We start from the raw sequence: 16,376 nt of genomic DNA on the forward strand, positions 1-16,376 counted from the left end.
GCCTCAGGGATGAGGCGCATTAAGGAAGAGGTCACACGGGTATATCAGGGGTGGATGAATGAGAAGAGCGGTAGGGTTGTTGTTGTTGGTTATGCCCGTTACGAGTCTGTTAGCAGCACCCGGCGAAGAGCAGGATTTTCGCTGGCAGAGCGCGCCAGCCGAACAGCGCGCGGCGCAGCTTACGATCAAAGATGCCATTTTGCGCGCCTTTGCCCGTAATCCAAAAATTGCCCAGGCGGCCGCGCAGATCCGCGTGGGCAACGCGAATTTAACCGAGGCGGAGAGCGCCTGGTTCCCGCAACTCTCTTTGCAGGGCAACCTGGGGCGCTCGCACCGCACCGACTCTTCCGGGTCGTTAAATAACAACGGTTCCGGCGGCGTCACCTTACGCCAGCTGATCTACGATTTTGGCAAAACCGGCGGCAGCATCGATGAGCAGCACAATCTCTCTGATGCCTGGCGCTACGATCTCAACAGCACCCTGAATGAAGTGGGGATGCAGACCCTGCAAGCCTATTTGCAGGTCAAGCGCTACCAGGCGCTGGCTGAGGCGGCGCGCAATAATATCCGCTCGCTGGAGAGCGTGCTGGAGATGGCGACGCTACGCTCCGAAGCGGGATTAAGCTCGGCCTCCGATGGCCTGCAGGCGCAGTCGCGTATTGCCGGAATGCACGCTACGCTTGCGCAATATGAGGCGCAGATGCGCTCCGCCCAGGCGGCGCTCAGCGTGCTGACTGGCGTCGTTGCCGATCATTTGCCCGACCTGCCTGAAGATCTTCTCAAACAAAATATCACCCTTGATGCGCTGCCCTATGAGCGTAACAACAGCGTGCGCAGCGCGCAGGCGAAACAGCTGGCGGCAGAGCAGCGCATTCGTCAGGCGCAGGCGCAGCACTGGCCGACGCTCTCGGTGCAGGCGGGGCGTACCCGCTATCAGAACGATCAAAGCAGCTACTGGGATGACCAGGTGCAGCTGGTGGTCGATGCGCCGCTCTATCAGGGCGGGGCGGTGAGCGCACGCGTCGATGCCGCGCAGGGGGATCGTGCTAATGCTCAGGCTGCCGTGGAGGCCAGCAAGCTGGATGTTAACCAGCGGGCGGCAACGGCGTGGGCCGATTTGACCGGTGCGCAGCTACGCCAGCAGGCGGGCGAGGCGCAGGCCAACAGCGCCGGGCGCGCGCGCGGCGTCTACCGCGATGAGTACCGGCTGAGCAAGCGCAGCCTGAACGATCTGCTCAGCATTGAACAGGATGTCTTCCAGGCCGATACCGCGTCGATTACCGCGCGCTATGACGCCTGGGATGCCGCCGTGCGTTATGCCGCCGCGGCAGACAACCTGCTTGATATGTTGGGAATTGAACGCAGTCGTACGGTGGGCGATGACCTGCCCGCGCTGTAAGCGCACAACACAGGAGTGGTAATGCAAGAGCCGGATACCGAAAGCTGGATTAATGTGATGGTGCGCGCGGCAGGACGCTTTGGTCTGCCCGCCGATGCGCCCGCGGTGCGTCAACAGATGCGCTGGTTTGAAGCGCTGCCGCTCAGCGCAAAGCTTGAGCGTCTTAGCGGATTAATGGGGTTACAGGTGCGCAGCGTGCCGCTCGCCCGCATGCGCTGGAATGCGCAAAACCTGCCGGTAATTGTGCAACTGGAGAGTGGTGAGTTGCTGCTGCTCGAGTCGCTGGATGCTGACGGGCTGGCGACCTACTGGCTCGATAATGGCGGCGATCTGGTGCGCGAAGAGCCGCTGGAGACGCTGCTTACCCGCGTGAAGCCTGAAGTGGTGATGCTGGGCATTGCCGCACGCGGGCGCGATTCGCGGATTGATGATTTTACCCGCCCGTGGGAGGCGCACTGGTTCTGGAAGCACTTTCGCCACAGCGGGCGCAAGCTGGCGGAGATCGCTCTCGCGTCGGTGGTCGGTAACGTGCTGGCGCTGGCTGGCATCCTTTTCTCCATGCAGGTTTATGACCGGGTGATCCCGGCGCAATCCCTGCCGACGCTGTGGGTGCTCTTTTTTGGCGTCCTGCTGGCGGCGGCGCTGGAGTTCTTTATCCGCCTCGCGCGTACCCATGTCTCTGACATTATGGGCAAACATATCGACCTTAATGTCTCTTCGCTCTTTTTTGCCCGCGCGATGGCAATCAAAAACGATGCGCGACCAAAATCGACCGGATCGTTTATTTCGCAACTGCGTGAGCTTGATCAGGTGCGCGAACTGCTTACCTCCACTACCGTTGGCGCGGCGATGGATATCCCTTTTGTGCTGCTGTTTCTCGGCATTATGGCGCTGGTCGGCGGCCCGCTGGTGATCATTCCGCTGATTGCCATTCCGCTGATTATCATTCCGGGGCTGCTGGTGCAGTGGCCGATGGCGAAGCTGGCGAAAGCGGGGATGCGCGAGAGTGCGATCCGCAACGCGGTGCTGGTGGAGTCCATCGAAGGGGTGGAGGACATTAAAGCGTTACAGGCGGAACCCTATTTCCAGCGGCAGTGGGAAAACACCCACGCTGTGGGGGCTAACGTGGGCATGAAGCAGCGCGTATGGGGCGCAAGGTTGAGCGGCTGGGCCTCGACGGTGCAGCAGATCACCTATGCCGGCATGCTGGTGTTTGGCTGTTTTCTGGTGATCGATGGCGACATTACTACCGGGACGCTGGTGGCGTGTAGTTTGCTTTCCTCACGCACCATTGCACCGCTGATGCAGCTCACCATGGTCTTCTCCCGCTGGCAGCATGCCAAATCGGCGATGAGCGGCCTTAACGATCTGCTGAAAAAGCCCCTCGATAAAGAGGCGGATAAGAAGATGGCGCACTGCCCGGTGCTGGCCGGCCACTTTCAGCTGCAACAGATGCAGTACAGCTATGACGAAGAGAAGGGCGATCTGGCACTTAATATTCATGAACTGGAGATCAAACCGGGTGAGCGAGTGGCGATCCTTGGCAAAACCGGCGCCGGGAAATCGACGCTGCTGAAAATGCTCGCTGGTCAGGCGCAGGCCAGTAAAGGGAAAGTGATTATTGATGGCGTCGATATGGCGCATATTGACCCGACCGATGTACGTCGCCAGGTGGGTTATCTGTCGCAGGAATCGCGCCTCTTCTTCGGTACGCTGCGCCAAAACCTGATGCTTGGGCATCCCCATGCCACCGAGGCGGAGCTTATTCAGGCGCTGCGCATCAGCGGTGCGATTAACCTTGTGCAGCAGGATGCCGCCAGCCTCGATCGGCTGATTAATGAGGGTGGACGTGGGCTCTCCGGGGGGCAGCGGCAGATGGTGCTGCTGAGCCGCTTGATTGTGCGCAATCCGCAAATTGTGCTGCTGGATGAACCGACGGCGTCCATGGATGAGCAACTTGAAGCGTGGGTGATCCGCCAACTACAGCAATGGCTGACCGGACGTACGCTGGTGCTGGTGACCCATCGCCCCGCGCTGCTCAACTTAGTGGATCGGATTGTGGTGATGGAGAACGGCAAAGTGGTCGCCGATGGGCCGCGCGATACGCTGCTGAAACAGGCGGCGCGCAACAGTAACGTGACGTCCATCGTCTGAGGAGCGGGAAAATGAGTCAACTCTCAATGCAGGATGAGCTGGCGCGGCAGGGGCGCTTCTACTCGTCGGTGATCTGGCTGACGCTGCTTGGCCTGGTGGTGTTTATTGCCTGGGCGACATTTGCCATTCTTGATGAGGTAACTGTCGGCACCGGCAAAATCACCCCCTCGACCCATGCGCAGGTGATTGAAAGCCTTGATGGCGGGATTGTCAGCGCCCTGATGGTGAAAGAGGGCGATATTGTTGAGCGCGGGCAGATGCTGGCGCGTCTCGATCCAACCCGTTTTCAGTCTAACTATGGCGAAGCGGCGGCGCGGGTGCGGGCACTGCGCGCCTCCAGCGAGCGTCTGCGCTCGGAGCTGACCGGCGAGCCGCTGCGCTTTAGCGCCGAGTCGATGCGCGAACCGGATCTGGTTGCCCGCGAACGCCAGCTGTACGAGTCGCGGCGGCGCAACCTTAACGAGACGGTGGCGAACCTGCAAAAAACCTATCAGCTGGTGATGTCGGAGTTACGTATGACCCAGCCGCTGGTGGCGAAAGGGGCGGCGAGCGATGTCGAAGTGATCCGCCTGCAACGCCAGGCGACGGAGCTGAAGGGGAAGATCGACGAGGCGCGTAACCAGTTTGCGGTGCGCGCGCGCGAAGAGCAGGTGAAAAATAATGCCGATCTCGATGCGCAGCTGCAGGTGATGGCGGGCAAAGCGGATCAGCTGGATCGCGCGGTGCTTAACTCACCGGTGCGCGGGATCGTTAAAGATGTGCAGATCAACACTGTGGGCGGGGTGGTGCAGCCGGGCGGGAAGCTGATGGAGATTGTGCCGCTGGAGGATCAGTTACTGGTGGAGACGCGCATCAACCCGCGTGATATCGCCTATATTCGCCCCGGTTTACCGGCAACGGTGAAGGTGACGGCCTACGACTCTTCCATTTACGGCGATTTAAAAGGCACTGTTGAGGTGGTCTCACCGGATACATTGCAGGATGAAGTGCGCCGCGATCAGTTTTACTACCGCGTCTATGTCCGCACGCAGAGTGCAGAGCTTAAGAACCGCAGCGGCAAAAGTTTTCCCATCCTGCCGGGGATGATCGCCAATGTGGAGATCAAAACCGGACAAAAATCGGTGATGGATTATCTGATTAAACCGTTGAATAAACTTAATGAGGCGCTGCGGGAGCGGTAGGGCAGAGAGTGGATGCCCTCTCCGGGGGTGAGAGGGCAGCGCGGGCGAGCACTTAGCGACCCGCGTTTTTCATGATGCGCGCTTTGTCGAGCTGCCATTCGCGCTCTTTCAGATCGGTACGTTTGTCGTGCTGTTTCTTACCTTTTGCCACGCCGATTTTCACTTTGCACCAGGCGTTCTTCCAGTAGAGGGAGAGCGCAACCACGGTGTAACCTTCGCGGTTGATACGGCCATAGAGTGAATCCAGCTCGCGCTGGTTCAGCAGCAGTTTGCGCGTGCGCGTCGGGTCGCAAACATAGTGGCTGGAGGCGACGGTCAGCGGCGTGAAGTTAGCGCCAAAGAGATAGGCTTCGCCATCTTTGAGGATCACGTAGCTATCACCAATGTTGGCTTTACCGGCACGTAAGGATTTTACTTCCCAGCCCTGCAGTGAAAGCCCAGCCTCAAACTCCTCTTCAATAAAGTATTCATGGCGGGCGCGCTTGTTCAGCGCAATGGTGGCTGAACCTGGTTTATATGCTTTTTTCTTCGTCATAGTATCGTGGAGCCATCCGGTAATCTGATATCTGAAACTGACCTCATTGCGTCCTGTGAGGCTGAACGGGTTATCTTAGCATGAGTTAGGGCAACGCGTTTTCCTTTCAACCGGGGGAGATGTTATTATTTAACGATTGTGTGAACGCGGAAAACCTTATGCCTCAGATTAGCCGTACTGCGCTGGTGCCCTATAGCGCCGAGCAGATGTATCAGTTAGTGAACGATGTGGACTCCTACCCGCAGTTTCTGCCAGGGTGCACCGGCAGCCGAATTCTCGACTCCGGCCCGACGGAGATGACGGCGGCCGTGGACGTGTCGAAAGCGGGGATCAGTAAGACCTTTACCACGCGCAACACGCTGGAAGCTAACAAAAGCATTTTGATGCACCTGGTGGATGGCCCGTTTAAGTCGCTGATCGGTGGCTGGACCTTCACCCCGCTCAGCTCGAATGCGTGCCGGGTTGAGTTTCAGCTCGATTTCGAGTTTACCAATAAGCTGATTGAGCTGGCTTTCGGCCGCATCTTCAAAGAGCTGGCGGCGAACATGGTGCAGGCGTTTACCCATCGCGCGAAAGAGGTTTATCGTGCCGGGTAAAATCGCTGTTGAAGTGGCCTACGCTTTGCCGGAAAAGCAGTATCTGCTACGGGTGAAGCTGGAGGTGGGCGCGACCGTCGAAGAGGCGATCCGCGCGTCCGGGCTGCTGGAGCTGCGCGAAGATATCGACTTAAAGGTGAATAAGGTGGGTATTTACAGCCGGACAGTGAAGCTGCACGACAGCGTGAATGATGGCGACCGCGTGGAGATCTACCGCCCGCTGATTGCCGACCCGAAAGAGCTGCGTCGACAGCGGGCTGAAAAAGCGGCGAGCGAGAAAGCGGCAAACAAGTCATAACCGGTTAGCCTGACGCGACAGACAAAAAAGGTGCTCACTGAGCACCTTTGCTTTTTCAGGCGGTTAAACAGGGTGGCGTCTAACCGCTTTGTTCAAACTTAGCGCTGCTTAGTCAGTGCCGGTTTGTTGTCGATATTGATTAACACGCCGTTGCTGTTGAAGGTGAGGGTCAGCGTCTGCTGAGTTACATCTTCATGGCCTGGCTGCTGACGGAAGATATAGAACCAGGTGTTGGTACCAAACGGATCGCTCATCATCGGGGTTCCCAGTGCATACGCAACCTGCTGTTGCGTCATGCCCACGCGGATTTTGGCAACGTCGGTGGGCGTCAGGTAGTTCCCCTGGTTGATATCCGGACGGTAGACCACGCGTTCCAGAGTGGAGCAACCAGCGGTCAACATCAGAAGAACCGCTGCGGCAGCAGTCAGCATTTTACAGCGCATAGTGATTTGATTCCTTTTCGGGCCCGAACAGTACGTGGCTCATATGTAATATGCCGATAATAATAGACCTTTCGCCAGTTTAAAACCTTTGTGGCCGGGTCTGTTGTCGTTTTGTCGAGAAGTCAGACCGTCATATTACCGAAAAGTTTACGCTGCCAGCAGCTCTTTGGCATTCGCCAGCGCGTTACGCGTCACTTCGCTTCCGCCCAGCAGACGCGCCAGTTCCTGCAGACGCGCTCGTTTATCCAGCGGCTGCATATGGGTTTCCGTCATCGCGCCATCGGTCTCTTTGCTGACATAGAAGTGGTGATGCCCGCAACCGGCTACCTGCGGCAGGTGCGTCACGCACATAACCTGCGTTGATTCACCCAACTGGCGCAGCATTTTACCGACAACGGCCGCAGTCGGGCCGCTGATACCCACGTCCACTTCATCAAAGATCAGCGCCGGGGTTTCCATCTTACGGGCGGTAATCACCTGAATCGCCAGCGCAATACGCGACAGCTCACCACCCGAAGCGACTTTGGCAATCGCCTGCAGCGGCTGACCCGGGTTGGTGGTTACGCGGAACTCAATGCGATCCGCACCGTCCGCCGTCAGCGTATGGTCATTGAACGCCACATCGATCTCAAACACGCCGTGCGGCATGGAGAGTAAGTGCATACTTTCGGTGATCAGCTGGCTGAGCTCCTGCGCATACTTCACGCGCTGCGCATGCAGCTGCTGTGCGCACTCCAGCGCCAGCTGATGATGATGGCTAACTGCCAGCGCCAGCGTCTCTTGCGAATCTGCCTGATCTTCAAGCAGCTGTTGCTCATCCAGCAGAGACTGGTGGAACTGCGGTAGCTCTTCCGGCGCGATGTGGTGCTTGCGCGCCAGTGAGATCTGGCGAGAGATACGCTGCTCCAGCTCGTAAAGGCGGTTCGGATCGAGGTCTAAACGGTCACAGTAGTGGCGCAGCTCGTCGCTGGCTTCGCTGATCTGAATCGCCGCCTCTTCCAGCATCTCCAGCACGCTGGAGAGACGCGTATCCATGCCGGTCAGCTCCGTGAGCAGCTGGCGAGCGCTGTAGAGCTGGCTCTGCAGGTTAACGTCTTCACCATCAGCAAGTACATTCAGCGCATGCTGGCTGGTGGAAAGCAGCTGTCCGCTGTTGGCGAGACGCTTGTACTCTTCATCAATCTGTTCAAATTCGCCCGGCTGCGGGCTGAACTCATTAAGCTCTTTCAACTGATAGTGCAGCAGCTCGGCGCGCGCCGCGCGCTCCTGGCTCTGCTGCTGGTGCTGCGCCAGTTCACGGCAGCTTTGATGCCATGCGCGGTAGCGCTCCGTCATTTGCTGAGTGAGCGCATACTCACCGGCATAGCCATCAAGCAGAGTTTTCTGGTGTTCGGATTTAATCAGCAGCTGATGCGCATGCTGACCATGGATCTGAATAAGCAGCTGGCCCAGTTCGCGGAGTTGGGAAAGGGGAACGGCAGTGCCGTTGATAAAGCCACGCGAGCGGCCATCGCTGCTGATGACGCGGCGAAGTAAACACTCACGTCCATCTTCAAGCTGGTTCTCTTCGAGCCAGCGCTGTGCGGCAGGGGTATCTTTCAGGGCGAAGCGAGCGCAGAGATCGGCGCGCTGGGCACCCGCGCGTACCATGTCAGCTTCAGCGCGACCGCCAAGGCAGAGGCCGAGCGCGTCAATCGCAATAGATTTACCTGCGCCGGTTTCGCCGGTAATAGCCGTCATCCCGCTATTAAAATCGATCTCAAGCTCACGAACGATAGCAAAATTACTGATGGTGAGTTGTGCCAACATGGTTGCTTTCCTGTATGAAAAACCATAACTGTGTTTTCGTACAGTATAAACTGGAATTATATACAGTAAAGCCCCGTAGCCGCTTTTCAGAACAATTTTTTCGACCAGCCGAGTTTAGAGCTTAACGTGTTGAAATAGCTATAATCTTTCGGGTGAATGAGATTCAGATGATAGTCACAGCGGCGGATTAATACATCTTCGCCCTCCTGAATCGGCAGCGCGATCTGGCTGTCGCAACTGATTTCCAGGTCGCTACGGCGATGGGAAAAGCGCAGGCGAATTGTGCTGCTGCTGTTAATCACCAGCGGGCGCGCCGACAGGGTATGCGGGAACATCGGCACCAGCGTAATGGCATCCAGTGAAGGGGTGAGAATCGGGCCGCCCGCCGAGAGCGAGTAGGCCGTTGAGCCGGTTGGTGTGGAGATAATCAGGCCATCCGAGCGCTGTGAGAAGGCAAACACTTCATCAATATAAACTTCAAATTCAATCATATGTGCCACTTTGCCAGGATGCAGCACCACTTCATTGATGGCGGTGCTGATGCGCTTCTGGCAATCCTGTTGGCACACCTGCACTTCAAGCAGGAATCTTTTCTCTGCAATGTAATGCCCCTCAAGCACATCAGCCAGCTGCTGTTGCGCATTATCGGGGTCGAGATCGGTCAGAAAGCCAAGGTTGCCGCGGTTGATGCCAATCACTTTAATGTCGTAACGCGCCAGCGTGCGCGCCGCGCCAAGCATATTGCCATCGCCGCCGACTACCACCGCCAGATCCGCCTGCTGCCCAATGTCTGCCAGCGTGCCGGTTCTCACATGCGAGAGTTTCAACTCCTGGGCAATACGCTGTTCAACCATCACGTCATAGCCTTTAGCATGCAGCCAGCGGTAGAGCATTTCATGTGTGGTGAGCGCGGTAGGGTGGCGCGGGTGCCCGACAATACCAATACACTTGAAATGTTGGGTCATTTTCTGCGGGTCCTTGTGGCGAATGAATGATGACAATCTGACTTGTTCCCTTGAATCCTGGAAACGTATCCCCATAATAATGCAGGTTAGCGAGATGATTGCAAAAAAACGCGGAGAAATTCATGAGTAGTGAAGAACAGAAAACGCCTGACGGGCAGTCCCCGGAAGAAATTATCAAGGAACAGCACGACGACGTTGAGGCGGTAGTTGAGCCTGACGAAGCCGCTGAGCAGGTGGATCCGCGCGATGAGAAAATTGCGAACCTGGAAGCGCAGTTAGCAGCAGCGGAAAACCGCGAGCGCGAGACGGTGTTGCGTATCAAAGCGGAGATGGAAAACCTGCGTCGCCGTACCGAACTGGATATCGAGAAAGCGCACAAATTCGCGCTGGAGAAGTTCATTAATGAACTGCTGCCGGTCATCGACAGTCTGGATCGCGCGCTGGAAGTGGCTGACAAAGAGAATGCCGAGATGGCGCCGATGGTCGAAGGCATCGAACTGACCCTGAAAAACATGCTGGATGTGGTGAAGAAATTTGGTGTCGAAGTGATTGCCGACACCAACGTTCCGCTGGATCCGAATGTGCATCAGGCGATTGCGATGGTCGAGTCGGAAGAGGTCAGCGCTGGCAACGTGCTGGGTGTGATGCAAAAAGGGTTCACCCTGAATGGTCGCACCATTCGCGCCGCGATGGTCACCGTCGCTAAAGCAAAAGCGTAAAACTAAAACCCTCTCATGCTGAGAGGGTTTTTTTTACTCCGTCACGCTCTCACGCAGCGCTTTAACCGGGATCACTTTTACCTGCTTAATCATGTTCTCCTGCACATCGAGAATATCGATATCATACTGCTCAATGCGCACGCGCGTGCCCGCCGCCGGGATCTCTTCCAGCTCTTCAAGCACCATACCGTTAATGGTCCGCGCTTCATCTTCCGGTAACCGCCAGTTAAAGGCTTTGTTCAGCTCGCGCACGCTGGCGCTGCCGTCAATAATGACCGAGCCGTCATTCTGCGGCGTGGCTTCATCCGCCAGCGCAGGCGACATGGAGGTGGTGAAGTCACCGACAATCTCTTCGAGAATATCTTCGACCGTCACCAGCCCCTGAATATCGCCATACTCATCTACTACCAGGCCGACTTTCTTCTTATTACGTTGAAACTTCACCAGTTGCACGCTAAGCGGCGTGCCTTCCGGCACGTAGTAGATTTCATCCGCGGCGCGTAGCATCACCTCTTTAGTAAACTCATTTTTCTCGGTCATCAGGCGATAGGCTTCACGTACGCGCAGCATGCTGATGGCGTCATCCAGTGAGTCGCGATAGAGCACAATGCGCCCGTGCGGGGAGTGGGTCAGCTGGCGAACAATCGATTTCCAGTCATCATTGATATCGATACCGACAATCTCATTGCGCGGCACCATGATGTCATCGACGTTGACCTTCTCCAGATCGAGAATCGACAGCAGCATATCCTGGTTGCGGCGGGAAATTTTCGAGCGCGACTCATGAACGATGGTGCGCAACTCCTCTTTGCTGAGCGCGCCGCTAACCACCACATCGGCTTTAATGCCAATCATGCGCATCAAAATCCGCGTTACGCCATTCAGCAGCCACACCAGCGGCAGCATGATAATTTGCAGCGGGCCGAGCAGCAGGCTGCTGGGAAAGGCGACCTTTTCCGGGTAGAGGGCGGCGATGGTTTTTGGCAGCACTTCAGAAAAGACCAGCACCACAAAGGTCAGCACACCGGTGGCGATAGCAACACCGGCGTTACCGTACAGGCGCATGCCGACAATGGTCGCCAGCGACGAGGCGAGAATATTGACCAGGTTGTTGCCGATCAGCACAAGGCTAATCAGGCGATCCGGCTTACGCAGCAACTTTTCGACACGTTTGGCCGCACGGTTGCCCTGTTTTGCCATATGGCGCAAGCGGTAGCGGTTGAGGGTCATCATTCCGGTTTCTGAACCGGAGAAATAGGCTGAAACCACGACCATGATGATAAGGGTAATAATCAGCGTCGTGGTGGAGATGTGTTCCAGGGGGAACTCCTTTGCTTTAACTTACGAAATGTTGCAGGACGCGGCTGCCGAAATAGGCGAGCGTCAAAATACCAGCGCCTGCGACGTTGAACCAGACGACGCGACGACCGCGCCAGCCTTCATGATAGTGTCCCCACAGCAGGACAATATAGACAAACCAGGCGATGATCGAGAGCACCGCTTTGTCGATATTTTCCATACTGAACAGGTTTTGCATATAGAACAGGCCGGTGCAGAGCGTCAGCGTCAGCAACACCACACCCACTTGGGTGATATGGAACATTTTGCGTTCAATCACCAGCAGCGGCGGCATTTCGCTGCTGAAAGCCAGCTTTTTATTCTTCAGCTGATAATCGATCCACGCCAGCTGGAGCGCATACATTGCCGCGATAATTAAGGTGGCATAGGCGAACAGCGACAGACCGATATGCACCATCATGCCGGGCGTCGTTTCCAGATGGGTGATGAACTCGTTCGGCATGAAAATGGCGAAAGCGAGATTGATTAACGCGAATGTATAAACAATCGGTAGCAGCAGCCAGCCGCGGTTTTTCGAGGCGACAATCGTCATCACCGTACAGATCATTAGACTGACCAGTGAACCGACATTCAGCAGGCTGAGGTTTTGACCACCATCGTCGGGGAAGATGCGCTCTTTCAGTCCGAAGCCGTGGAATATAAGCGCAAGGACCGCCGAAAAGATGGCCATTTTGCGCCAGCCGCTGTTTTTTTGTAACAGGCTGGGAACAATCAGCGCAATACTGGTTGAGTAGGCGACAAGAGCGATCAGGGCAAAAACGGGCATAGGCGTGTCGACAGTTGACCAAGAGAGAAAGAGAAGCAGTATAACGTTACGTGACCCAGCCTCCAACAGTTCCATCACATACAGCCGCGATGTCTTCATGCTATACTGCGGCGAATTTCTGTTATGCGTCGCGCTGGCGGCCAATCGTATCACCTCAGGCGAGAGACAATGTTTGATAATTTAACCGATCGTTTGTCGCGCTCACTGCGCAATATCAGTGGCCGTGGACGCCTCACTGAAGACAACATCAAAGAGACCCTGCGCGAAGTGCGTATGGCGCTGCTGGAAGCCGACGTTGCGCTGCCGGTAGTGCGTGACTTTATCAACCGCGTGAAAGAGAAAGCGGTAGGCCACGAGGTCAACAAGAGTCTGACTCCGGGCCAGGAGTTCGTCAAAATCGTGCGCAACGAACTGGTTGCCGCGATGGGAGAAGAGAACCAGAGCCTCAACCTGGCGGCGCAGCCGCCGGCAGTGGTGCTGATGGCGGGCCTGCAGGGTGCGGGTAAAACCACCAGCGTCGGTAAGCTCGGTAAGTTCCTGCGCGAAAAGCACAAGAAGAAAGTGATGGTCGTCTCTGCGGACGTTTACCGCCCGGCGGCGATCAAACAGCTGGAGACGCTGGCGCAGCAGGTTGACGTCGATTTCTTCCCCTCTGACGTCGCACAAAAGCCGGTCGACATCGTTAACGCGGCGCTGAAAGAGGCGAAGCTGAAGTTTTATGACGTGCTGCTGGTGGATACCGCCGGTCGTCTGCACGTTGATGAAGCGATGATGGAGGAGATCAAACAGGTTCACGCGGCGATTAAGCCCGTCGAGACACTGTTTGTGGTCGACGCCATGACCGGTCAGGATGCTGCTAACACCGCGAAGGCGTTTAATGAAGCGCTGCCGTTGACCGGCGTCGTGCTGACCAAAGTAGATGGTGATGCCCGCGGCGGTGCGGCGCTCTCTATCCGCCACATCACGGGTAAACCCATTAAGTTCCTCGGCGTCGGTGAGAAAACCGAAGCGCTGGAGCCGTTCCACCCGGATCGAATCGCATCGCGTATCCTCGGTATGGGCGACGTGCTGTCACTGATCGAAGATATCGAAAGCAAAGTTGACCGCGCGCAGGCTGAAAAGCTGGCGAACAAGCTGAAAAAAGGTGACGGCTTCGATCTGACCGACTTCCTTGAGCAGCTGCGTCAGATGAAAAACATGGGCGGTATGGCGAGCCTGATGGGTAAGCTGCCGGGCATGGGGCAAATCCCGGACAACGTTAAAGCGCAGATGGATGACAAAGTGCTGGTGCGTATGGAAGCGATCATCAACTCGATGACCTTCAAAGAGCGCGCTAACCCGGACATCATTAAAGGCTCGCGCAAACGCCGCATCGCCGCAGGTTGTGGTATGCAGGTACAGGATGTTAACCGTCTGCTCAAGCAGTTCGACGACATGCAGCGCATGATGAAGAAGATGAAGAAGGGCGGCATGGCGAAGATGATGCGCGGGATGAAGGGGATGATGCCGCCTGGTTTCCCTGGTCGCTAAAACAAGGGTATAAGGCTATCTTGTTTGCCATTTTAGCCCCGGGGTGTGCTCGAAATGCTCACGTACTACGTGTACGCTCCGCTTTCTGTGCGCACGCCGGAACTAAACTGGCCGCACCGATATACGCCTTATTTCCCTTGTTTGCTTTATCCTGATTGCAATTCCCCCCAAAATCAGTAAAATTTTCGGGCTTTTAATATGACACCAGGCTCCGTTCCTCGATGGGGCCCGGTGTTTTATTCACACAAGAGGATGTTATGGTAACTATTCGTTTAGCTCGTCACGGCGCTAAAAAGCGTCCGTTCTACCAGGTTGTTGTAACTGACAGCCGTAATGCACGCAACGGTCGCTTCATTGAGCGCGTTGGTTTCTTCAACCCGATCGCATCTGAGAAAGAAGAAGGCACTCGCCTGGATCTGGATCGCATCGCTCATTGGGTTGGCCAGGGCGCTACCGTTTCCGATCGCGTTTCCGCGCTGATCAAAGAAGCAAAAAAAGCAGCTTAATCTGTCACGGTGGTCATGATGAGCAAGCAACAAACCGCATCGGCCCCTGCTGAGCCAATTATTGTTGGCAAACTGGGATCTTCTTACGGAATTCGTGGTTGGCTCAGAGTGTTTTCCTCCACCGAAGACGCCGAAAGCATTTTTGACTATCAGCCCTGGTTTATCCAGAAGGCGGGTCAGTGGCAGAGCATCGAGCTGGAAAGCTGGCGCTACCACAATCAGGATATCGTCATCAAGCTGAAAGGCGTTGACGATCGCGATGCCGCGAATCTTCTGACGAATTGCGAAATTCTCGTTGATTCCGCGCAGTTGCCGGAACTGGAAGAGGGTGACTATTACTGGAAAGACCTTATGGGTTGCCAGGTAGTGACCACCGAAGGTTACAGCCTCGGTAAAGTCGTCGATATGATGGAAACCGGGTCGAATGACGTTCTCGTCATCAAGGCAAACCTGAAAGATGCGTTCGGTATCAAGGAGCGGTTGGTTCCGTTCCTCGATGGGCAGGTTATCAAGAAAGTCGATCTCGCTACTCAAACCATTGAAGTAGATTGGGATCCTGGTTTTTAAACCTCCGGATATACGGTAAAAGACGGCGCTATGTGGATTGGCATAATCAGCCTGTTTCCTGAAATGTTCCGCGCGATTACCGACTACGGGGTAACTGGCCGGGCAGTAAAAAAAGGCCTGCTGAGCATTGAGAGCTGGAGTCCGCGTGACTTCGCTCATGACCGACACCGTACCGTGGACGAACGTCCTTACGGCGGCGGACCGGGAATGCTAATGATGGTGAACCCTTTACGGGACGCCATTCACGCAGCGAAAGCCGCGGCGGGTGAAGGCGCGAAGGTGATTTATCTTTCGCCTCAGGGACGCAAGCTTGATCAAGCGGGCGTGAGCGAACTGGCTACCAATCAGAAACTGATTCTGGTGTGCGGTCGCTACGAAGGGATAGATGAGCGGGTAATCCAGACCGAGATTGACGAAGAGTGGTCTATTGGTGATTACGTGCTCAGCGGCGGTGAGCTGCCAGCAATGACGCTGATTGACTCGGTTTCCCGGTTTATTCCAGGGGTACTGGGCCACGAAGCTTCAGCAACGGAAGACTCCTTTGCTGATGGATTGCTGGACTGCCCGCACTATACTCGTCCTGAAGTGTTAGAAGGGATGGAAGTACCGGCGGTATTGCTGTCGGGAAATCATGCCGAGATACGTCGCTGGCGTCTGAAGCAGTCGCTGGGCCGCACCTGGCTTAGAAGACCTGAACTTCTGGAAAACCTGGCTCTGACTGAAGAGCAAGCAAGGTTGCTGGCGGAGTTCAAAAGCGAACACGCACAACAGCAGCAACAGAAACATGATGGGATGGCCTAAGCCCTCCAAATATCAGTTTACCCAGGATAAGAGATTAAATTATGAGCAACATCATTAAGCAAATTGAACAAGAGCAGATGAAGCAGGACGTACCTTCCTTCCGTCCGGGTGATACCGTGGAAGTGAAAGTATGGGTTGTTGAAGGTTCCAAAAAACGTCTGCAGGCATTCGAGGGCGTGGTTATCGCTATTCGTAACCGCGGTCTGCACTCTGCATTCACTGTTCGCAAAATTTCCAACGGCGAAGGCGTTGAGCGTGTCTTCCAGACCCACTCTCCGGTAGTTGACAGCATTGCTGTTAAACGTCGTGGTGCTGTACGTAAAGCTAAACTGTACTACCTGCGTGAGCGCACCGGTAAGTCTGCTCGTATTAAAGAGCGTCTTAACTAAGATTGCGCACGCGCTACATCCAAAGCGTGTTATAGAACAAGGGGTTAGCGTAATGCTAACCCCTTTTTTATTGTCAGTGGCGGCAGAGTGGCGGCAGAAAATCAGGCGATCTACAGGCATAAAAAAGCCTGCGGATGCAGGCTTAATGAGGCTGCGACGTCAGCGCAGACTGGAAGGCGAAGCAGTGGGCACTGTCACAGGCCGGACAATATAGCGCGCAAGCGATTCATGGGTGACAAATGTACAACCACACTCAACGTTCTGACACTGGTGATAACGCTCTTTCGTTTCGGTACTGAGGTAGCGGCTTGAGCGCGCATGCGCGGCCTGCTGGCATACCGGACAATGCATCATAATGG

The 16,376-nt window shown here is 55.8% G+C and carries 18 protein-coding genes; 11 read left to right on the forward strand and 7 right to left on the reverse strand.

The features are described from left to right. The first annotated feature begins 91 nt into the window (after positions 1-91). The 3 genes from PU683_RS08845 to PU683_RS08855 are packed head-to-tail and all read left to right on the forward strand — an operon-like array spanning position 92 to position 4,734. A complete protein-coding gene (locus tag PU683_RS08845) occupies positions 92-1,399 on the forward strand; it encodes a TolC family outer membrane protein (RefSeq protein WP_277174248.1) in 1,308 nt (435 codons plus the stop codon). A 21-nt stretch (positions 1,400-1,420) separates the two neighbouring features. After that, positions 1,421-3,553 (forward strand): type I secretion system permease/ATPase, encoded by a 2,133-nt coding sequence (locus PU683_RS08850; protein ID WP_277171142.1) that lies wholly within the window; start codon positions 1,421-1,423, stop codon positions 3,551-3,553. An 11-nt stretch (positions 3,554-3,564) separates the two neighbouring features. Then, positions 3,565-4,734: a beta-barrel domain-containing protein gene (locus PU683_RS08855; protein ID WP_277171143.1), complete on the forward strand. Its 1,170-nt coding sequence runs from the start codon at positions 3,565-3,567 to the stop codon at positions 4,732-4,734. Positions 4,735-4,786: 52 nt separating this feature from the next. Here PU683_RS08855 and smpB read toward each other — a convergent pair whose 3' ends face one another. Continuing rightward, on the reverse strand, positions 4,787-5,269 hold the full coding sequence (gene smpB / locus PU683_RS08860; RefSeq protein WP_187799793.1) for an SsrA-binding protein SmpB: 483 nt from the start codon (positions 5,267-5,269) through the stop codon (positions 4,787-4,789). A 158-nt stretch (positions 5,270-5,427) separates the two neighbouring features. Here smpB and PU683_RS08865 point away from each other — a divergent pair, with 158 nt between their 5' ends. Together PU683_RS08865 and PU683_RS08870 are read left to right on the forward strand one after the other, a co-directional pair. Then, positions 5,428-5,865 (forward strand): type II toxin-antitoxin system RatA family toxin, encoded by a 438-nt coding sequence (locus PU683_RS08865; RefSeq protein ID WP_277171144.1) that lies wholly within the window; start codon positions 5,428-5,430, stop codon positions 5,863-5,865. Further along, complete coding sequence (locus PU683_RS08870) at positions 5,855-6,163, forward strand: RnfH family protein (RefSeq protein ID WP_277171145.1); 309 nt, start codon at positions 5,855-5,857, stop codon at positions 6,161-6,163. Before PU683_RS08865 ends, PU683_RS08870 begins: the two co-directional genes overlap by 11 nt. A 98-nt stretch (positions 6,164-6,261) precedes the next feature. Here the strand turns inward: PU683_RS08870 and bamE are convergent, their stop codons facing one another. From bamE to nadK, 3 genes are all read right to left on the reverse strand, one after another. Further along, entirely contained in the window at positions 6,262-6,606 is a 345-nt protein-coding gene (gene bamE / locus PU683_RS08875) for an outer membrane protein assembly factor BamE (protein ID WP_277171146.1), read from the reverse strand. Between the two features lie 147 nt (positions 6,607-6,753). Further along, complete coding sequence (gene recN / locus PU683_RS08880; protein ID WP_277171147.1) at positions 6,754-8,415, reverse strand: DNA repair protein RecN; 1,662 nt, start codon at positions 8,413-8,415, stop codon at positions 6,754-6,756. Between the two features lie 86 nt (positions 8,416-8,501). Next, entirely contained in the window at positions 8,502-9,380 is an 879-nt protein-coding gene (gene nadK, locus PU683_RS08885) for an NAD(+) kinase (protein WP_277171148.1), read from the reverse strand. A gap of 122 nt (positions 9,381-9,502) precedes the next feature. Here nadK and grpE point away from each other — a divergent pair, with 122 nt between their 5' ends. Further along, on the forward strand, positions 9,503-10,099 hold the full coding sequence (gene grpE, locus PU683_RS08890; RefSeq protein WP_277171149.1) for a nucleotide exchange factor GrpE: 597 nt from the start codon (positions 9,503-9,505) through the stop codon (positions 10,097-10,099). A 33-nt stretch (positions 10,100-10,132) separates the two neighbouring features. On the opposite strand, the gene PU683_RS08895 is transcribed toward grpE, so the two are convergent. Both PU683_RS08895 and PU683_RS08900 read right to left on the reverse strand, forming a co-directional pair. After that, positions 10,133-11,419, reverse strand: a complete 1,287-nt coding sequence (locus PU683_RS08895) for an HlyC/CorC family transporter (protein WP_277174249.1) — start codon at positions 11,417-11,419, stop codon at positions 10,133-10,135. A gap of 16 nt (positions 11,420-11,435) precedes the next feature. Next, the gene (locus PU683_RS08900; protein WP_277171150.1) at positions 11,436-12,224 is read right to left on the reverse strand and encodes a cytochrome C assembly family protein; all 789 of its coding nucleotides are present in this window, start codon (positions 12,222-12,224) and stop codon (positions 11,436-11,438) included. A 168-nt stretch (positions 12,225-12,392) separates the two neighbouring features. Here PU683_RS08900 and ffh point away from each other — a divergent pair, with 168 nt between their 5' ends. The 5 genes from ffh to rplS all read left to right on the forward strand — a co-directional run bounded on the left by ffh (position 12,393) and on the right by rplS (position 16,017). Further along, on the forward strand, positions 12,393-13,754 hold the full coding sequence (gene ffh, locus PU683_RS08905; protein ID WP_277171151.1) for a signal recognition particle protein: 1,362 nt from the start codon (positions 12,393-12,395) through the stop codon (positions 13,752-13,754). Between the two features lie 257 nt (positions 13,755-14,011). After that, positions 14,012-14,260 carry a 30S ribosomal protein S16 gene (gene rpsP / locus PU683_RS08910; RefSeq protein WP_187799785.1) on the forward strand — a complete coding sequence of 83 codons (249 nt, stop codon included), beginning with the start codon at positions 14,012-14,014 and terminating at the stop codon, positions 14,258-14,260. Positions 14,261-14,278: 18 nt separating this feature from the next. Further along, complete coding sequence (gene rimM / locus PU683_RS08915; RefSeq protein WP_277174250.1) at positions 14,279-14,827, forward strand: ribosome maturation factor RimM; 549 nt, start codon at positions 14,279-14,281, stop codon at positions 14,825-14,827. Between the two features lie 30 nt (positions 14,828-14,857). Next, a complete protein-coding gene (gene trmD / locus PU683_RS08920; RefSeq protein ID WP_023480607.1) occupies positions 14,858-15,628 on the forward strand; it encodes a tRNA (guanosine(37)-N1)-methyltransferase TrmD in 771 nt (256 codons plus the stop codon). Positions 15,629-15,669: 41 nt separating this feature from the next. Beyond that, positions 15,670-16,017, forward strand: coding sequence for a 50S ribosomal protein L19 (gene rplS, locus PU683_RS08925; protein WP_006178051.1), 348 nt, complete (start codon positions 15,670-15,672; stop codon positions 16,015-16,017). Between the two features lie 159 nt (positions 16,018-16,176). Here the strand turns inward: rplS and PU683_RS08930 are convergent, their stop codons facing one another. Then, the gene (locus PU683_RS08930) at positions 16,177-16,371 is read right to left on the reverse strand and encodes an ogr/Delta-like zinc finger family protein (protein WP_277171152.1); all 195 of its coding nucleotides are present in this window, start codon (positions 16,369-16,371) and stop codon (positions 16,177-16,179) included. Positions 16,372-16,376 lie beyond the last annotated feature (5 nt).

Source organism: Candidatus Kosakonia sp. 282A-S69 (assembly GCF_029433855.1).
GTDB lineage: Bacteria > Pseudomonadota > Gammaproteobacteria > Enterobacterales > Enterobacteriaceae > Kosakonia > Kosakonia cowanii_A.